The organism is Sorangium sp. So ce834 (genome assembly GCF_051521425.1).
Taxonomy (GTDB): Bacteria; Myxococcota_A; Polyangia; order Polyangiales; family Polyangiaceae; genus Sorangium; species Sorangium cellulosum_D.
In genome coordinates this window covers 86,528-106,021 of sequence record NZ_CP150351.1, presented here as the reverse complement: position 1 = coordinate 106,021, position 19,494 = coordinate 86,528, and the positions used below count along the sequence as shown (strand labels likewise).

The window sequence follows — 19,494 nt, the reverse complement described above, 5'->3', positions numbered from 1 at the left end:
GAGGTCCGGTGAGAGCTCCATGTACCAGCACGATTGATCCACCGGATCGAGCGCGCCCCGCCTCTGGATCACCTCGAGATCTCCTGCGTTGCCCGCATTCAGGCGCTTTTCGGGAGGCGCCGCGGCGGGGCGGGGAGCTCCTCGCACCGGGCATTACATTTGCCTGCCGAGGAACCGCTCACGGAGGAGGAGGTCTCGCGCGATGATCAACACTCAAGAGAGGCCGGGGTCGCTGCCCTATACCCCCGTCACACCAGGGGCGCTGCCCTACACCCCCGCCACGCATGCTCAGGGGACGAGGACGGGCGTCCACGCGGCGGTCCAGGTCAGCCCCAGCATCGCGCCGGTGGCGGCCAGCGTGCCGCCCATGTCGTCCTCCTCGGGGGACCTGGACCGCGAGCTCGAGGCGCTCGCCCAGGGCGTGCGGCAGAAGCGGCGGAGCCGGCTCGCGGTCGGCATGGGCCTGATCATCGCGGCCGCGGCTGCGGTCGCGGTCACGACCTTCGCCGGCAAGGTGAAGGAGGCCGAGGCGGCCCAGGCCGAGGCGGTGGCCGCGCGCATCGCCGAGCAGGACCGGATCGCGCAGCTCAACCTGGAGCTCGAGGCGCGCAACAAGAAGATCTCCGAGCTGACCCTCGCGCTCGATACGGCCAAGAGCGACGCCGAGAAGGCGCAGAAGGCGTTCGCCGCGTACAAGGCCGCGGAGGAGGCGAAGGCTGCGGCCGCGGACGAGGACGAGGCCGACGCGAAGACGTCGAAGCTCTCGCCCAAGGCGGCCGCGGCCAAGGGCGGCCGGTCGGCGCCGGCCAAGGCCGCGCGAGGCGCCCGCGCGGGGGTGGCGAAGAAGGGCGGCAAGTGCGTGTGCAAGCAGGGCGACCCGCTCTGCGGCTGCCTGTGAGCAGCAGCGCGCCGCCTGTTCCGTGAGCAACAGCGCGCCGCCTGTTCCGTGAGCAGCAGCTCGCGGTCTATCCCCCTCCAGACCCGCTGACAGGATGACGACACCGGCGGAGGCCGCGCGGCGCGGGCCGCGCGGCGGAACCGGGGTCATGGCGGCCGCCGAGGCGCGCTGCGCCGGAGCGCGCAGCGGAGCGCCTCGGCCGAGGCTCGCTCACGGCACGTTCGCCGCGCCGGGCGTGATCGTCCCGGAGAACGCCCAGTCGGCGGCGGCCTGGTTCGTGTCCGTCCCGTCGGGCAGGCGGCAGAGCGAGCCCGGTGCATCGTTGAGGTCCGCCACGGAGGCGGGCAACGGCTCGCCCTCGACGAGGCTCACGCTGACGCCCCCGATCGTGACGGCGGTGATGCTCCCCTCGTAGGAGAGCGCGTCGATCAACGCGCCTGTCGTCGTGTTCACCAGCGCGATCCCGTCCGGGTCGCCAGGCGCGCCGTTCTGCACCCGGTTGGTCTGGGCGCCCGAGAACGCGATCTTCAGCGCGCCCTCCGGCACCACGCCCGGCACCGTGGCGCTGCCGACCACCGCCGTGCTGCCAACCACGAGGTACTGGCCCGCCGCGAGCGTCCCGGCAGGGCTCAGATCGACCGTCAGATAGGCAGATGGAGGGTCCGCAGCGCCGTTGATCAACACGATCGCGTGACCCGCGAGGTCCACCGGTGCGCCGGTGCCGTTGTAGATCTCGATGAACTCGGCACCATCGGTGTTCTCCTGATCGTAATCCACCTCGTTGATCACGAGCGCTCCCGCCACCGCCACCACCTCGACGGTCGCGGTGAGCGAGCTCTCCCCGAGCGTCGCGGTCACCGTGACGCCGGCGCTCGAGCCGCCGTCCACGTACTCGAACGTGGCGCCCTGCTGCCCGGCCGGGATCGTGACCGACGCCAGCAGGGTGCCAGCGTCCGGCGGATCGAGCGCGAGCGCCACGACCGCGCCGCCCGGCGGCGCCGGGATGTCGAGCGCCACGGTGAACGAGACCGTGCGGCCCGGCGCCACCGTGGCCGACGCCGGGTCGAGCGCGGCCAGCGCCGGCGCCACCATCGGATCGAGGACGCGCACCGCCGCGGTGAGGCTCGCGTCGTCGAGGGCCGCGGTCAGGGTCACGGCCTCCGCCGCGGCGATGGCGTCGAGCAGCACGGGGGCGCTCGTCGCGCCGGCGGGTACGGTCACGCCGCCGCCCACCACCGCGAGCGCCGCCGGATCGCCCGAGGTCACGGCCACGAACATGTCGGCCGGCGCCGGCCGGGAGAGCGTCACCTCGAGCGGCGCCGGCACGGTCTGCGCCCCGGTCTGCCCCACGTAGACGAACGACTCCGCCGGCCCGAACGCCGCGAGCCGCGGCGGGCCCGGCACGAGGTCCTCCGCGCTGCGCGGCTCGATCTTCGAGTCGTCGTTCCGGTAGTCGAGGATGCCGCGGATCCTCGAGAAGCGGTCGCCGACCACCGGGAACGGGTCGGCCAGGTACAGGAGGTCGTTCACGCGCAGATCGCCCGTGACGAAGAACTCGTTGTACATGGTCTCGAGCCCGATCACCCTGACGTCCGCCACCTCGACGAGCACGCCCTCGAGCTCGGCGGCCCGCGGCCCGCCCGTGGCGATGTCGGCCGGCGCGACCGGCGCCGGCGCCGGCGCCGCCTCGCCGAGCGACGCGATCACCTCGACCACGGCGGATCCGAGCTGGATCTGGCCGTAGAAGCTCGTGACCACCGCGCGCGTGATCCGCACGCGATCGCCCGCCACCACGGCGTTGCCCGGGCTGTAGACGTAGAGGCCGGAGTACGCGGGCCCCGCGTACCCCGGGTCCCCGGGCTTGACCTGCACGAAGAACCCGCTCGCGTGCTTCCCCGTCACGAGCACGTTCTCCAGGGCCACCACCATCCCCTCGGCGACGGTGCCGTCCTTGATGTCGTAGATCGACACAGGGCAGCCCAGCGCTCCCCGGTTCGCGTCCGCCGGGCAGAGGTCGCACGGATCGCCCTTGCCGTCGCCATCCATGTCGGCCTGGTCGGGGTTCGCGAGGCTCGGGCAGTTGTCCGCGCCGCTCTCGACGCCGTCGCCGTCGGCGTCGTGCGGGTTCGGCGCCGAGCAGAGGGTGCTGCCCGCGTCGATCGGGCACGCGTCGCAGGCGTCGCCGTCGCCGTCGCCGTCGGCGTCGGCCTGCGCCCCGTCGTCGAGCGGCCGGACGGGGTTGAAGACGCTCGGGCAGTTGTCCGCGCCGTTCTCGATGCCGTCGCCGTCGAGGTCCTCGTCCGTCGGCTGCCCCGTGTAGACGGTCGAGCCGTTCACCGAGGCGTTCACGGGCGCGGTCGCCGCGCGCGACGGGGTGCAGAGCGGCTCGCCCTCGGGCTCGTCGCAGAAGAAGGGCGGGTAGATCTCGCCCGCCGCCCGCTCGAGCTCCTCCAGCCCCATCCCGATCTCGTCCTGCAGACAGACCTGCTTCGCGACGCCGCACACGTCGAGCTCGTCGCAGACCTCCGCGCCTCGGACCGCGGCCACCACGGCCGCGTCGCCGTAAAGGACCTTCCCGCCGCGCATCACGAGCACGACGTCCTCGGGCTCCGCGGCGACGATCGCGCGGTGATCGGCGCGATCCGCGCCGTTGAAGATGGCGATGTCCGCGACCTTCCCCAGCGACAGCGCGCCGATGACCTCGTCGGTGGCGGTGACCGAGGCGGCGCTCCCGGTCACCATCCTCCACAGCTCCTCGTCGGTGAAGAAGCCGTCGTAATACACCTCGTTGAGCGTCGCCGCGCACCGGAGCTCGCGCAGGAGGTTCATCGATCCGGTCGCGATCCAGTCCGTGCCGAGGGCGATCTGCACCCCGAGGCGGGCCGCGGCGGTGACCACGGCCGTGTCGCCGTAGAGGGTGATGTTGGAGCGAGGAGACCAGATGAGCGCCGTCCCGTTCTCGGCCATGGCCGCGTAGTCGGGCGCGGTGAGGCCGATCCCGTGGATGAACGCGCTCTGCGGCTTCAGCACGTCGTTCGGCGCCTTCTGCAGACAGACGAACTCGTTGCGCGCCGACGCCTCGATCCCCTCGGCCACGTGCGGGCAATAGGCGTCCTCCCCCTCGATGTCCTCCCCTCTCACCATGTCCTCCGAGTAGCCGCAGCCGCTCACGAGCTCGCGGCCGTTCGAGTCGCGGAGCGGGAAGGTGTCGAAGACGACCGACTTCTGCCCCAGGCCTTCCTGGTCGCCCCGATCCAGGTTCCGGAGGAGCCCGGTCGCGCTCCCCGAGCCGACGATCGACGTCGCGCCGCCCATCAGGAAGCGGAGCTCGCCCCACCGGATCTGCGCCGGCGTGGCCGAGCCCGGCGTGTCGATCTTCGTGTGGCCGCTATCGCCGGTGCGCCAGTCGTGCCGGTGCTCGTAGCGCTCCTCGGTCGGGGTATACGGGTTGTTCTGCGTGAACGTGATGTGATCGTGCGTGTTGATCAGCGAGGGGGAGATGACGCCCTTCGGGCACGTGATCACCGTCGCGCCCGCCGCCTCGCAATCGCAGCCGACGCACGCGATCGTCCCCCGCTCGTCCACGAGCACCCGCCCGCCGCGGTACACCGCGCCCGGGGCGAGCACGACGCCCCGGATCAGCGTGGCGCCCGCGCCGGGGACCACCTCGCACGTCCCGTGCGCGACCGGCGGGATCTCCCCGCAGGCGATCTCCAGGATCCTCGACTTCGTGCAGTCGACCTCGCATCCGTCGCTTCCCGCGACGTTCCCGTCGTCGCATTGCTCGCCCGGATCCACGACGCCGTCGCCGCAGCGCGGCGGCACCTCGATCTCGCACTCCGCCGAGCAGCCGTCGCCGCCGTCCGTGTTGCCGTCGTCGCACGCCTCGCCCGCGTCGAGCGCGCCGTCCCCGCAGCGGGGCCGCGGCGCGCCCTCGGGCTGGCACGTCGGCGAGCAGCCGTCGCCCTCCGCCGTGTTGCCGTCGTCGCACGCCTCGCCCACGTCGACCGCGCCGTCGCCGCACACGCCGACGGGGGTGTCGCCCCCGTCATCGCCCCCGCAGCCGTTCCAGAACAACAGGCCCACGAGCACGGCCATCAGCCGCGCGAAGTGCATCGATCGGTGAGGCATGGCGCTAGTGTAGGCGATGCCCGCACGCGCCAGTGTGGTCTTCCGATGACGCCTGTCTTCAGATGAGGCGGCGGGAACGTGCGATCGCCGCCCCCGCGAGCAACGCGAGCCAGCCCACATCTGGGAGCGCGCCGCGGCCCTGGGGCGCGCCGGCGGCATAGCTGCAGGAGCTCTCGCGCCGCTTTCCGTCGATCGGCCGCCCTCCCTGGCCGCTCGTGCCGGGCAACGGGGCGCCGCTGACGCCGCCGCTGCTCGAGCCGCTTCCGCCCCCGCCGCTCCCGGTCCCACCGCCCTGCTCGGGCTCGCAGCCCGCGGCCTCCTCGCGGAGCGCGGCGAACGCGACCTTGGCGGCGCCGGCCTCGTCGACAAGACCGTAGAGCCGGTCGTCGCGCGGCCCGTCCTGGAAGCTGGCCCAGACCACGCCTGCGACGTCGTCCCGCTGCTGCGAGAGCAGATCGAGCGAGGTGGTCAGGTTCGCCGCCTGGAGCTCCTCGCCCACGAGCGCCGTCGACCACGCCATCCCGGTCACGAAGAACGGGCTCTCGTCCCCCTCCTGCTCGGCGAGCTCGCGCACCTCGTCGAGATAGCCGCCGAGCACCACCGGATCGACCGCGCCGAACTGGCTCATGAACAGCTGATGGCCGAGGTACGACCACGGGGTCCGCTCGCCGTAGCGCAGCGCCAGCTCCTCCAGCACGGGCTGCTCGTAGAGCTCGCGCAGGTAGTCGACCCCCGAGAACGGCGCCGCGGCGTCGTCCGAGGCGAGCAGGCCGCCCGCGATCAGCGACAGCTCGCCGACGTTGAAGAGCGCCTCGTTGCGGATGCGGATCTGGGCGAGGATCTGCGCGAGCACGCGCGGCAGGATGTAGGTGCAGCCGGCGTTCTCTGGATCGAGCGCGTAATCGGGGTCTTCGAAGCAGTTCGGCTGACTCCAGATCTCCCAGCGCACGACGTCCCCGGCGAACCTCGTCATGAGCGCTTCTGCCGTCTCGGCGAACGCCTCCACATAGGCGTTGTTGCCGTCCCCGTCCGGATCGTCGTTCCAGCGTGCCTGTCCTTCTGCGAGCGTGCGGTGGGACAGCAGCCCGAGCGGCTCGAGGCCGGCGCCGCGCACGGCTTCGATGACGGCCTCGTACTCGTCGAGCTTGTCCTCGTCCCACGCCTCGGCGCCGTCGAGCACGAACTCGACGCGCACGGCGCCGGCGCCCGCGCGCGCCAGCTGCTCTGCCCGCTTCTCGTCGAGGATCACCTTCCCTGCATCGACGGGCGCCCCCGGGTCGATTCCATAGAAGGCGCAAGGCACGTCCTGCGCGCCCAGCGCGGGCGGCGCGAGGGAAAGCGCGGAGGAGGCGGCAAGAGCGACAATGACTGCACGCATGTTTCGAGCATAGCTGGGATGACCGCCCCGACCAAGAAACGACCACGGCATGGACCATCCATGCTAGGGAGACGCATCACATGGCTTCCCTGGAACTGGACGAAGAGGTGCGCGGGCGCGCCGGGGTCGCGGCGGCGGGCGACGACGCCGACGGCGAGGTGGACGACGCGGCCGAAGGCGAGCGCGACGCGCCGCCTGCCCGGGGCTTGCGCGACTGGCTGCGCGGCGCGCCGCTCTCCGGTCGATTGCACCTCGCGCTCGGCCTCGTGCTGCCGGCGATCGTGCTCGTCGCGAACATGGTGCGGGTGCGCTCGTTCACGATCGACGACGCGTACATCTCCTACCGCTACGCGCGCAACTTCGCCCGGGGCCTCGGGCTCGTCTACAACGCCGGCGAGCGCATCGAGGGGTACACGAACTTCCTCTGGACCGTGCTGCTCGCCGCCTTCATCAAGGTCGGCCTCGACCCCGACGTCGTCGCCAAGGTGCTCGGCGGGCTCGCCGCCTGCGGCTCGCTCGGCGCGGTCTACCTCCTCTCCGCGCGGCTGCGCCCGCACGGCGCGATCCCGTGCATCGCCACGTGGCTGTTCGCGACCTCGATCGTGCAGAGCGGATATGCCGTCTTCGGCCTGGAGACGCCGCTCTTCGTCCTGCTCGTCCTCGCGGGCACGGAGATGATGTTCCGCGAGCGCGACCGGGGGACGGGCTTCCCGTACTCGGGCCTCGTCTTCGGGCTGGCCGGCCTGACGCGCCCCGAAGCGCCGATGTTCCTCGGCATCCCCATGCTGTTCCTCGGCCTGCGCTTCTTCGGGCGGCAGAACCTCCTCCGCGGGGTCGTCTTCGCCGCGCCGATCGCGTGCCACATGCTCTGGCGGCACAGCTACTACGGCACCTGGCTGCCGAACACGCTCAGCGCCAAGACCGGGAGCCTCGCCGACCAGCTCGCCGGCGGGCAGCGCTACCTCGCGGAGTACGCGGCGCACACCTCGCCGGTGCTCCTGCTCGCGCTCTTCGGCCTCTGCGTGGCGATCGTCGCGCGCCACCGCGACGCGCTGTGCGTCGCGGTCCTAGCGCTCGCGGTGGGCGGCTACGTGCTCCTCGTCGGCGGCGACTGGATGCCGTTCTACCGCTTCATGAGCCCGTTCGAGCCGTTCTGCTTCCTCCTCGCCGGCCTCGGCGCCCGCTCGCTGCTCGAGCCGCTGCTCACCGCGCTCTCGGCCCGCGCCGCGGCGTCGCGCGAGGGCGGCGCGATCGCCCTCGCCGCGGGCGCCGGCGCGCTCGCCGTCGGCTGCATCGTCGCGCTCGGCGTCTTCCGGGCGCAGAAGCTCGATCGCGCCCAGTTCCGGATCCTCGACGACGACAAGCGGTTCTGGGACAGCGCCGCCGGCGGCACGGCCGCGTGGTTCCAGGAGCACGACAAGCCCGGCGAGGTCGCGGTGGGCGACATCGGGTACATCGGGTACGCGACCGACTATCCGGTGCTCGACCTCCTCGGCCTCGTCGATCCGGTGATCTCCAAGCTCCCGGGCGGCTACACGCGCAAGACGGGCCCCGGCTACGTGCAGCGCGTGTTCGACAAGTCGCCGCGCTACTTCGTGTTCGTCGGCGGCGCCGACACGTGCGACAAGCTCCCGTTCCCGGCGCAGGAGAAGCTCCGCAAGGACCGGCGCTTCCGGGGCATCTACGAGGTGGCCGGGATGATCCGCCACAGCAAGAACGGCTACTGGTGCATCTTCGAGCGGCGGGACGACGCGCCGCCGCCCGCGGCCGCCGCGCCCTGAGCGCCGCCGCCCGCCGGCGCGCGCGACCCCGCGGCAAAGGCGCGCAACCCCACCTCGGATGCGCGCATCCCCACCTCGGACGCGCGACCCCCCACCTCGGATGCGCGCAACCCCACCTCGGACGCGCGACCCCCCACCTCGGATGCGCGCGACCCCACCGCGGCTCCGCGAGGTTTGCTAGCATCGCCGCCCCATGCCCTGGCTCTGGTACGTAGGTCCCCTCGCGTTGCTCGTCGTCTGGTACCTGACCGGCTTGCGCGGCCGGCACGAGGCGCGGCGCGACGCCGAGCTCGTGCGCTGGCGCGTGCTGATGACCCCGAAGGCGGCTTCGCGCCGGTCCGGGGCGCAGCGCGACACCCGGAAGACCGTCGCCGACATCGACGGCCCTCGCCCGGTGCGCTCAATGCCGGGCAGCCTCGAGCGGATGCTGGGCGACGCGGGCGGCGGCGCGGTCGTCTCCCGCTACGAGCTCGTCCCGAAGCTCGCCTACGTCGCGATCGTCGGGCCGGACGCGAAGAACGGCAGCGAGCACCAGGTGGTGGTCGCGAAGCTGGCCAAGGCAGCGCCCCGGCTCACCGTGTGCCCGCTGCCGATCGTCGACGGCAGGCGCGCCCCCAACACCGGCGTCCAGTTCAAGAAGGACCCGGATTTCATGGAGCAGTTCCTGGTCGAGGGGCCGGAGGCGAAGCCGATCGGCCGGTGGCTCTCGGCGCGCGTCCGCGACGCCCTGCGCGACTTCCCCGACGCGTGGCTGTTCGTGCAGGACCGCGTCATGGCGATCGCGGTGTACGGCCCTGTGGACGCGGAGCGCCTCCAGGAGCTCGTTGTCGCCGCCGACGCGATCTTCGCGGAGCACGGCGCCGGCGGCGCCCCCTCGCTCCTCTTCGAGGACAGCGAGGCGGACGAGGACGACGAGGACGAGGACGACAGCGAGGCGGACGACGAGGACGACGAGGACGAGAGCGACGAGGACGAGGACGAGGACGAGGAGGCTGCGGGCGCCGAGCGCGCCGTTCGGTGACCACGGGCGAGCCGGACCGTGTTAGTCATCGCAGCTGGGACCGCTTGAACGCGAAACCGCTGCTCTCCGCCGCCGTCCTCCTCTCCCTCGCCCTCGCGGCCCGGACCGCCGCATCGGCGGAGAATACCAGCTGGATCCGATCCCAGGGCTCCCGCGCGGCGCTCGAGCTCGACGTCCTGAGCAAGTCGGCCGGGTGGTCGATGGCCGACGTCGAGTCCGAGGTGAGCACGTTCGGCCTGAGCTTCGCCCTCGTCGGTCAGCTGGCGTGGCGCAAGCGGCTCCTCCTCGATGCGGAGCTCCCGCTCGCCTACGGCAGCGTCTCCGCGACGTTCCGGTCGTCCCGGCTCGACGTCGACGAGAGCAGCAGCGCCGGCAGCTTCCTCTTCGGCAACCCCACGGTCGGCGCCCACTACGCGCGCGCGATGTCCAAGAAGCTCGCCGTCTTCGGCGGCGGCGCGCTCTCGATCCCCGTCATCACCGACCCCAACGCGGACGCGCGCGCCGCGCTGCAGGCGACCCTCCCGGCGCGCGCCTACGCCGATCTGCACCGGTTCATCCCCAAGCACTTCCCCGTGCGGGCCCGCGGCGGCGTCGAGGCGGAGATCGCCACGCGGCTCGTCTTCCGCGCGGACACCGCGGTGATGGTCGCGTTCCCGACCGGCGGGGGCGACGTCGACCTCGTGCTCGAGCAGGGGAGCGAGCTCGAGCTGCGCGGCAAGGGCGCGTTCGGCGGCGGGCTGCGGCTCCAGGCCGCGCTGACGCTCGCGCACGAGGACCTGGCGCAGCTCGCGCTGGAGCCGTTCGTCGGCTACACGCCGGCGGAGCCCGGCTTCTACGGCCGGGCGGGGCTGCTCGTGGCGCTCGACGCGCCGCTCGGGTTCGGCCTCGCCGAGGACAAGGTCGCCACGCTGCGGCTCGCGGTCGGCCACCGGTTCTGACGCCCGCCGGCGCGCCGCCGGGAACGGTGCGCGCGCGCCGCCGCCCGTCGTAGGCTTCGGCGGAGCGGGAGCGGATCGGGCGAAAGGGCGGGTGGGTCACGATGGGCGAGCATCACGTCTGGGAGCGGGCGAACGAGGAGCAGCTCCAGGCCTTCATGCGGGCGCTGCTCGACGACGTCGCGGCGCTCGAGCGCCTCCTCGAGGAGGATCGCATCGAGTCGGGCGTGCGCCGGATCGGCGCCGAGCAGGAGATGTTCCTGGTCGACCGCGCGCTCCGGCCCGCGCCGGTCGCGCTGGAGGTGCTCGAGCGGGCCGCCGACGCCCGGCTCACGACCGAGCTCGCCCGCTTCAACCTCGAGGCGAACCTCACCCCCCTGCCGTTCGGCGGCGACTGCCTGCGGCGCCTCGAGGCCGAGCTCGCCGACGTCGTCGGCCGGGCCGCCGAGGCGGCGCGCGCCCTCGGCGCCGAGGTGCTGCTCACGGGCATCCTCCCCACGCTGCGCGCCGGCGATCTCCGGCTGGAGAGCCTCACGCCGGCGCCGCGCTACCACGAGCTCAACCGCGCGCTCCGGGAGCTGCGCCAGGGCGACTTCCGCGTGTCGATCCACGGGCTCGACGAGCTCGAGATGACCCACGACAACATCCTGCTCGAGTCGTGCAACACGAGCTTCCAGGTCCACCTCCAGGTCGGGGCGCGGGAGTTCGCGCCGCTCTACAACCTGGCGCAGGCGGTGACCGCGCCGGTCCTCGCCGCCGCGGTCAACTCGCCGTTGCTCCTCGGGCAGCGGCTCTGGCACGAGACGCGGATCGCCCTGTTCGAGACCTCGGTCGACACCCGCCCGAGCGCCCTCGAGGGCCGGCAGCACAAGCCCCGCGTCCACTTCGGCGACGGGTGGGTGCGCGACGGCGCGCTCGAGATCTTCCGCGAGGACATCGCGCGCTTCCGGGTGATCATGACCGCCGAGACCGGCGAGCCGCCGCTCGCGGCCCTCGCGCGCGGCGAGGCGCCGGATCTCCGGGCCCTGCGCGTCCACAACGGCACCGTCTACCGCTGGAACCGCCCCTGCTACGGCGTCGCGGACGGCGTCGCGCACCTGCGCATCGAGAGCCGCGCGCTGCCCGCGGGGCCCACCCTCCTCGACGAGGTCGCGAACGCCGCCTTCTTCTTCGGCCTCATGTCCGGCCTCGCCGAGCGGCACCCGCGCATCGACCTGGAGATGCCGTTCGAGGACGCCAAGGCGAATTTCTTCGCGGCGGCGCGCCACGGCCTCAAGGCGCAGCTCGCGTGGACCGGCGGGCGGAGCCTCCCCGCGCCGGAGCTCATCCTCGTGCACCTCCTCCCGGCGGCCCGGGAGGGCCTCGCGGCCGCGGGCATCGACGCCGCCGACATCGACCGCTACCTCGGCGTCGTCGAGGAGCGGGTGCGCCGCGGCCAGACCGGCGCCCAGTGGGCGCTCGGCTCGCTCGCGTCGATGGCCGGGCAGGGCACCCCGGAGCGGCAGTGCCGCGCGCTCTCGGCCGCGATGCTCGCCCGCCAGCAGGAGGAGTCCCGGAGCGGCGGGGCTGGCCGCCCGGTGCACACCTGGGAGCCCGCGGCGCTCGAGGCGGATCGGGATCTCCTGCGCGACAGCTACCGGACCGTGGGCCAGTTCATGTCGACGGATCTCTTCACGGTGCGCCCCGGCGACATCGTCGACTTCGCCGCGAGCGTGATGGACTGGCGGCACGTGCGCCACGTGCCGGTCGAGGACGAGCGGGGCCGGCTGGTCGGCGTCGTCTCGCATCGCGCGCTGCTCCGGCTCGTCGCCCGCGGCGCCGCGGCGTCGAACGGGTCCGCGCCGCCCACGGTCGCGTCCATCATGCGGGCCGATCCCGTGACGATCACGCCGGAGACGCCGACCTTGGAGGCGATGCGGATCATGCGCGAGCAGCGCGTGGGCTGCCTGCCCGTGGTCGCGGGCGAGCGGCTCGTGGGCATCGTGACCGAGCGCGATCTCCTCGACGTGGCGGCGACCTTGCTGGAGGCGTTCCTGCGCGAGGGGTGAGCGGGGGTCGCTGCCGCGAGGAGGATGAAGAAGAAAAAAAAACGCAAAGGCGCAAAGACGCAAAGGGAGGAGAGAGAAAAATCTTCTTATCTCTTCTTGCGCCTTTGCGCCTTTGCGCCTTTGCGTTTTTTTTCTCTGTCTCATTCTTGGACTGGCTGCGTTCTAGACACGCTGCGCGGAGCAGCGCTCCTGCGCAGGGCTCACGGATCGTTGAGCTCGACGCACGTCATCGCGTCGCCCGGCGACGCCGGCGCCGAGCTGGCCGCGAGCGTCGACCCCCCAAAGGCCACCGGCGCTGCGCACAGCAGCGCAGCGAACCGAATCCGTCTCCCCTAGCCAACCACGCTATCGAGAAGATCCAGTGTGGGCCCAATTAGCATTCAGGGCCGCTCCACCGATCTTCCACCCTCCTCGCCCCCCTCGCCCAGCGCGCCCCACCGAGCGAGGTTGACACGTCGCGTCAGCACACCTAAGGGATCCCTCCAACCGGCGAGCCGGGATCCGGGGGGGCTGCGCGGGGCGCGCGGGGCGGGCCCGCGGCGGTTCCTCCGGCAGCAGAGGAGTCGACATGGCTTCAGGCAAGAATGGGAAGAGCGGCAAGGACCGGGTGGCGGTCGTTGCCGGGCTGCGCACGCCGTTCACCAAGGCGGGGACGGCGCTCAAGGCGATGCGCACCGTCGATCTGGCCGCCACGGTGGTCAAGGAGCTCCTCCAGAGGAGCGAGGTGAGCCCGCGCGACGTCACGCTGGTCGTCTACGGCCAGGTGGTGCCGACGCTCGACTGGCTCAACATCGCGCGCGAGGTGGTGCTGCGCACGGGCCTGCCCAAGGACATCGACGCCTTCAGCGTCTCGCGCGCCTGCGCGACGTCGCTCCAGGCCATGACGAGCGCCGCCGAGGCGATGCTCGCCGGCCAGCACGACGTCGCCGTCGTCGGCGGCGCCGACAGCATGAGCGACGTGCCGCTCGGCGTCTCCCGCAAGCTCGCCTCCGCGCTGACCGACCTCCAGAAGGCCAAGACGCTCGGCGCCCGGCTGGAGATCCTCTCCCGCCTCTCGCTGAAGGACGTCGTGCCCCCGATCCCGGGCTTCTCGCGCGAGCCGACCACGGGCGAGCAGATGGGCGAGGCCGCCGAGAAGATGGCGAAGCAGAACGGCATCTCGCGCGCCGAGCAGGACGCCATCGCCCACCGCTCGCACACGAACGCCGCGCGCGCCTGGCGCGACGGCACGTACGCGGCCGAGGTCATGCACGTGATCCCCCCGCCGTACGACAAGCCGGTCGAGCGCGACAACGTGGTCCGGGACGACTCGACCCCCGAGGCCTACGCCAAGCTGTCGCCCGCGTTCGATCGCCGCCACGGCACCATCACCGCGGGCAACGCCTCGCCGCTCACCGACGGGGCGAGCGCCCTGCTCCTGATGCGCGAGAGCAAGGCCAAGGCGCTCGGCTACCAGCCGCTCGGGTACGTGAAGTCGTGGGCCTACGCGGCGGTCGACCCGGGCTGGCAGCTCCTCATGGCCCCGGTGCTCGCCGCGCCGCGGGCGCTCGATCGCGCCGGCCTCTCGCTGGATCGCATGGACCTCGTCGACATGCACGAGGCCTTCGCCGCGCAGGTCGCGTCGAACCTGAAGGCGCTCGCGTCGCCGTCGTTCGCCGCGGACAAGCTCGGCCGGTCCGCCGCCGTCGGCGAGATCGATCCCGAGAAGCTCAACGTGAACGGCGGCTCGATCGCGCTCGGCCACCCGTTCGCGGCCACGGGGGGGCGCATGGTGCTCTCCACGCTCCGCGAGCTCAAGAAGCGCGGCGGGCAGCACGCGCTCCTCACCGTCTGCGCGGCGGGCGGCCTCGGCGCCGCCGTGGTCCTGGAGGCAGCATGACGACGATCGAGAGCACCGTGACGCAGGCCCCCGCGGCCAAGAGCCCCGTCTCCCTCGAGGTGCGCCCCGACGGCGTCGCCGTCGTCACGTACGACGTCCCGGGCGAGGCGGTCAACACGCTGAAGCCCACGTTCGCCGGCGATCTCGAGCGGATCATGGGCCAGATCGCGAGCAACCCGCTCATCAAGGCCGCGATCCTCGTGTCCGGCAAGGCCGACACCTGGATCGCGGGCGCCGACATCGACATGCTGAAGAGCGTCACCACGGCGGCCCAGGCCGAGGCGATGTGCCGGGCCGGCCACGAGGCGGCCCTGCGGATCGTGCGCTCGCCCAAGCCGATCGTGGCCGCGATCCACGGCGCCGCGCTCGGCGGCGGCTTCGAGGTGGCGCTCGCCTGCCACGCCCGGGTGCTGAGCGACGACAAGAAGACGGTGCTCGGCCTGCCCGAGGTGCAGCTCGGCCTGCTCCCCGGGATCAACGGGCTGCAGCGGCTCGCGGAGCGCGCCGGCCTCCAGGCGGCGCTCGACCACGGCCTCACCGGCAAGAACATGCGCCCCTCGAAGGCGCGGCAGCTCGGCGTCGCCGACGACGTGGTCCCCGCGCCCATCCTGAAGGAGACGGCCGCGGCGCTCGCGCTGAAGCTCGCGCGCGTCGAAGGCGGCCCGCCGTTCCGGCCGGAGCGCGCCGGGAAGAAGGGGCCGAAGCTCGACGCCGCCGCGCTCACCCGGGCCGCCCTCGAGCGGAACCCGATCGGCAGGGCCCTGCTCTTCCAGCAGGCCCAGAAGCAGACGCGCGAGAAGACCGGCGGGCACTACCCGGCGCCCGAGCGGATCATCGAGGTGCTGCGGGCCTACGCGGAGCGGGGGTTCGACGCGTCGAGGGAGGTCGAGGCGCGGGCGTTCGGCGAGCTCGTCGTGTCGAGCACGGCGCACCGGCTGATGGAGCTCTTCTTCGCGACGAACGCGATGAAGAAGGACACCGGCGTGGACGACCCGTCGGTGCAGCCGAGGAAGGTCGAGAAGATCGCGATGATCGGCGCCGGCCTGATGGGCGCGGGCATCGCCTACGTGAGCCTGAACGCCGGCATCGCCGTGCGCCTCCGGGATCGCGACGACGCGTCGCTCGGCCGCGGGCTCAAGTACGTGACCGACATCCTCGACGAGCGGGTGAAGAAGAAGCAGCTCACGCCGCTCGAGCGGGACCAGAAGCTCGCGCTGCTCACGGCGACGACGGACAGCTCGGGCCTGAAGAGCGCCGATCTCGTGATCGAGGCGGTGTTCGAGGATCTCGCGGTGAAGCACGCGGTCTTGCGGGACGTCGAGGCGAACGGCAAGGACGGCGTGATCGTCGCGTCGAACACGTCCTCGATCCCGATCTCCCGGATCGCGGCCGCGTCGAGGCGGCCGCAGAACGTGGTCGGGATGCATTACTTCAGCCCGGTGCACAAGATGCCGTTGCTCGAGGTCATCCGGACGGAGGCGACGTCTCCCGAGGTGGTCGCGACGGCGGTGGCGGTCGGCAAGCGGCAGGGCAAGACGGTGATCGTCGTGAACGATGCAGTCGGCTTCTACACGAGCCGGATCCTCGGGCCGTACATGAACGAGGCGAGCTGGCTGCTGGCGGAGGGGGTGTCGATCGAGCAGGTCGACCGGGCGCTCGTCGCGTGGGGCTGGCCGGTGGGCCCGCTGGCGCTGCTCGACGAGGTGGGCATCGACGTGGCGGCGCACATCGGTCCGATCATGATCGAGGCGTTCGGCGAGCGCATGTCCCCGCCGCCCACGATGGCCAAGCTGGTCGCAGGCGACCGCAAGGGCCGCAAGAACGAGCGCGGGATGTACCTGTACGGCGCGGCGGCGAAGAAGAAGGGCAAGGGGAAGCACCCGGACGAGAGCGTGTACGCCGTGCTGGGGCTGCCGGTGCCGAAGGCGAAGGACAAGCCGCCGGTGGCGGTCGAGGAGATCCAGATGCGGTGCTCGCTCCAGCTCGTGAACGAGGCGCTGTATTGCCTCGGCGAGGGCATCCTGCGGAGCCCGCGCGACGGCGACATCGGCGCGATCTTCGGCCTCGGGTTCCCGCCCTTCCGCGGCGGCCCGTTCCGCTACGTCGACGCCCTCGGCCCCGCGGAGGTGCTCCGCCGCGTCGAGGTGTACGAGCGCCGCTTCGGCAAGCGCTGGACACCAGCCCCGGCCCTCGTCGAGGCGGCCAGGACGGGCAAGCGGTTCTACGACTGACGCGCCGGGGCGCGGCGTCGCTGGGACGTTATCGTCCATGTCGTCGCTCACGGGGCCTGCGCGACGCGGGCCCTGCTCTGGCCTGCCCTCCGTTCCGTGGCTCGCGAAGACCCCGGTCTCCCTTGGATACGTGGACTCACCACCATCCACCTCGCGACGAAGCTCACCAGCGAGGTGAGAAACCCGCCCACCGCCGCCCCTCCATCAACGGCTGCGCGCGCCGCGCGGGCTGCACAAGCCACGACGCCATCGAACGATGGTTCGTCAAGATGTGGTTGAGCGGCTGCCAGTAGAGCGGAGCTCCACACATGTACGCTACAGCACAAACCGTTGATTGTCCCTCATCGGTGGTTTAGCCTCACTCGCAACTAGGCAAGCTGGACGCAGCATCGGATGCGCCTGGAGGACAAGCTCAGGAGAGGAACGCGCGCATGCGACCAGAGGGGACAGCCCCCTTGCTCGTCGTGCGTCCGTGGTCGCGGATCCAGCGGATGGGGCCGGTCCAGGCAACCGTCTGAAGCTTCGTGCCGTAGCCACCAGGAGAAGTTGACATGAAACCGGCCCGTCAAAACGAAGGAAAGACTCGATTGCCCAAACCTTCTCTCCCGTCGAACGAGACCAAGAAGCGAGAGCGCGCCAGCGCGGCGGACGCGAGGCGAAAGAGGAGCAGCCAGAGCGCCGGCGGAGGCGAGCGCGGCTCGTCGGCGCCTCGCGCCGACAAGATCGAAGAGCTAGAGAGCCGCGTGCGGGCGCAGCAGATGATACTGGACAACATCGTTGACGGCGTGGTGGTCAGCGATCGCGAGGGCAAGATCCTCTATTCCAACCCGGCGGCCGAGGCGCTCCTCAAGGCCACGGTGGACAGCGTGTCACCCGACGAGTGGAGCAGGCGGTACGGATTCTACCGCACCGACGAGCAGACGCCGTTCCCGGCGAACGAGCTGCCGGTCGCTCGCGCGCTCAAGGGCGAGGTCGTCGCGGCGGAGGAGATATTCTTCCGGCACGGCAGCAAGCCGGCGGGCGCCTGGCTGGTCGTGAGCGCTCGCCCCGTCATGGCCAACGATGGCTCGTTCTTCGGCGCCGTGGGTGTGTTCCGCGACGTCAGCGAGCGCAAGCGGTGGGAAAAGGAGCTCGAGCAGCAGCTCACCCGTGAGAAGGATAGGAACGACGCGCTCGAGCGCCTGCGGCTCACCGTGCAGCAGCTCTCGACCCCGATCCTCGAGGTCTGGGATGAGATCCTCGTCCTGCCCATCATCGGCGTCCTCGACTCCCGGCGCAGCGGCGAGATGACGGACCAGCTCCTCCAGGAGATCACGCGGAAGCAGTGCCGCTTCGTCATCGTCGACGTGACGGGCGTCGAGATCGTGGACTCCTCGACGGCGGATCAGCTCCTCAGATTGGTGACCGCCGTGGAGCTGCTCGGCGCCAGGTGCATGTTGACCGGAGTCCGACCTGCGGTGGCGCAGACGCTCACCATGCTGCGCGTGGATCTCGGCCCCATGCTCACCCTCCGCAACCTCAGGCACGGCCTACAGACCTGCCTGCGCATGATGCAGACAGAGGCGAACGTGGCTCACTCCATCGCGTCGCGGCTCGACGTCGCCGCCCGGCGCTGAGGCACGCCAGCGCGCCATCGGCTCCGGCGCACCGGGCCGACAGGCTCCTACGACGCCGGACGGCGGCACGGATTCGCCCGTGCACAGGCGGGCACGATCCATCAAGGCCTGCCTGCCTTCCGCTCCGCAATACAAATATGTCCAGAGTGAACCAGACCACGGCTCGAAGCCGCAAACGCGGTGTGCCATCCGGGTGAGCAACATCGCGCGAGCGTTCCCGGGAGAGATGCGCGACCCGCGCGCGAGCTCAGGCCAGGACGCTCTGCTGTCCAGGACGCCGTGATGTCCTGTATCGAGCCATCGCCCAAACGCGCGTTATCATAACACAATTTACGACGGCGCAGCCATTGGCCCCTTCGCTGATTTGCGCCGGGTGCTCGCCTGTAAGGATAGGCACCAGGTCCGTGCGCGAGCGTTGACATCGGTTCATCGTTCCGCGATTGTGTCAAGGACTGAATGGATCCGCCAGTGCCAGCAGCATGCAGAAGGAGGTCCATCGATGCTCAGCAATCGCGCGTCCCACACCGACGGGCAGTCAACCTTTGGCGCCAGCTCGACACAACACGACATGTTGAGCCTGCGAGAGGGCGAGGCAGGGATACTGGAGCGGCTCAGCTCCCTGAGGAGGATTGAAGAGAGCCCCATCGACAGGGGCTATCGATACCTAGGCCGGGCCTTCGACGTCGACCGCTGCTACCAGGCCACGCTGAGCCGGACACCGGACTTCAGGTCACGCATCGAGATGCCGGATGAGATCTTCAGCTCCGCGGTCATCTTGGATCTGCTGATGAACAGCAGGCTGAGCTCGAGGATAAAACACCGGATCATAGAGTTTCTCGGCGAGCGCCACGAGCACGGTCTCTTCTCGTACTTCGTGGACACGAGCCTGCTCCCCTGCGACGTGGACGTCACGGGGCTCGTCTTGTCGGTCCTCGTCAAGCTCGGCGCCATTCCCACGGGCGTCGCTCGTTCGGCTGCCTCGAAGGTGCTGCAGAACGTGAACGACGCCGGGATCATCCACGTTTACTTGCCGCCGAGGGGCGAAAGGGAAGGCCGCTACAGGATCGACCCGGTCCCCTGCGCCAACGCGCTGTACCTGGCCTACCTCCTGGGGAGGGAGGGCGAAGCCCGGCCCACGGAAGAGTACCTGATCGACTCCCTGCGCGCACAGGAGGCCGCGCGTACGAACGCCTACTATTACTATCTGACCCCGGACGTGTGCCTCTACTGGGCGTCGAGGTTGCTGGAGTTCGAGAGGTTCAGGAAGAAGTACGCTCACGTCGTCGAGGAGGCGCTGAGGGCGCGCGTTGGGAGCAGCGATGTCCCTCTGGAGCTCGCGTACAGGGTCATCACGGCCAATCGCCTGCGCATCGACAACTCGTCCGAGCGAGAGGCTTTACGCAGAGCACAGGCTTCAGACGGCTCATGGCCCAACTCGCCCATGTACAAGCTGGGTCGCTCCGATGTCTACGTCGGCTCGGAGGCCCTGGTCACCGCCTTCGCCCTGAAAGCGCTGGACGACCAGTGAACATCATTACACATTTGAGCCGGCGGGCTCGCGCGTCGAGCATCGCCG

11 protein-coding genes are annotated in these 19,494 nt (G+C 71.3%); 9 read left to right on the top strand and 2 right to left on the bottom strand.

The genetic code is table 11. From position 1 onward, the window contains the following. Window positions 1-202 precede the first annotated feature (202 nt). A complete protein-coding gene (locus tag WMF20_RS00360; protein ID WP_437609637.1) occupies window positions 203-898 on the top strand; it encodes a hypothetical protein in 696 nt (231 codons plus the stop codon). Between the two features lie 210 nt (window positions 899-1,108). Here the strand turns inward: WMF20_RS00360 and WMF20_RS00355 are convergent, their stop codons facing one another. Next, a complete protein-coding gene (locus tag WMF20_RS00355) occupies window positions 1,109-5,029 on the bottom strand; it encodes a lamin tail domain-containing protein (RefSeq protein ID WP_437609635.1) in 3,921 nt (1,306 codons plus the stop codon). A 58-nt stretch (window positions 5,030-5,087) separates the two neighbouring features. After that, the gene (locus tag WMF20_RS00350; protein ID WP_437609633.1) at window positions 5,088-6,407 is read right to left on the bottom strand and encodes a hypothetical protein; all 1,320 of its coding nucleotides are present in this window, start codon (window positions 6,405-6,407) and stop codon (window positions 5,088-5,090) included. 80 nt (window positions 6,408-6,487) lie between these two features. Between WMF20_RS00350 and WMF20_RS00345 the strand changes: the two genes are divergently transcribed. From WMF20_RS00345 to WMF20_RS00310, 8 genes are all read left to right on the top strand, one after another. After that, on the top strand, window positions 6,488-8,188 hold the full coding sequence (locus WMF20_RS00345) for a hypothetical protein (RefSeq protein ID WP_437609631.1): 1,701 nt from the start codon (window positions 6,488-6,490) through the stop codon (window positions 8,186-8,188). 193 nt (window positions 8,189-8,381) lie between these two features. Beyond that, a complete protein-coding gene (locus tag WMF20_RS00340) occupies window positions 8,382-9,209 on the top strand; it encodes a hypothetical protein (RefSeq protein ID WP_437609629.1) in 828 nt (275 codons plus the stop codon). Between the two features lie 44 nt (window positions 9,210-9,253). After that, window positions 9,254-10,147, top strand: coding sequence for a hypothetical protein (locus WMF20_RS00335; protein ID WP_437609627.1), 894 nt, complete (start codon window positions 9,254-9,256; stop codon window positions 10,145-10,147). Window positions 10,148-10,248: 101 nt separating this feature from the next. Continuing rightward, a complete protein-coding gene (locus WMF20_RS00330; protein WP_437609625.1) occupies window positions 10,249-12,192 on the top strand; it encodes a CBS domain-containing protein in 1,944 nt (647 codons plus the stop codon). Window positions 12,193-12,760: 568 nt separating this feature from the next. Beyond that, window positions 12,761-14,071 carry an acetyl-CoA C-acyltransferase FadI gene (gene fadI / locus WMF20_RS00325; RefSeq protein WP_437609622.1) on the top strand — a complete coding sequence of 437 codons (1,311 nt, stop codon included), beginning with the start codon at window positions 12,761-12,763 and terminating at the stop codon, window positions 14,069-14,071. Then, window positions 14,068-16,302, top strand: coding sequence for a fatty acid oxidation complex subunit alpha FadJ (gene fadJ, locus WMF20_RS00320; protein ID WP_437609620.1), 2,235 nt, complete (start codon window positions 14,068-14,070; stop codon window positions 16,300-16,302). Before fadI ends, fadJ begins: the two co-directional genes overlap by 4 nt. Window positions 16,303-16,889: 587 nt before the next feature. Then, the gene (locus WMF20_RS00315; RefSeq protein ID WP_165373720.1) at window positions 16,890-17,918 is read left to right on the top strand and encodes an STAS domain-containing protein; all 1,029 of its coding nucleotides are present in this window, start codon (window positions 16,890-16,892) and stop codon (window positions 17,916-17,918) included. A gap of 499 nt (window positions 17,919-18,417) precedes the next feature. Continuing rightward, window positions 18,418-19,446, top strand: coding sequence for a hypothetical protein (locus tag WMF20_RS00310; protein ID WP_129572421.1), 1,029 nt, complete (start codon window positions 18,418-18,420; stop codon window positions 19,444-19,446). Window positions 19,447-19,494: the final 48 nt, after the last annotated feature.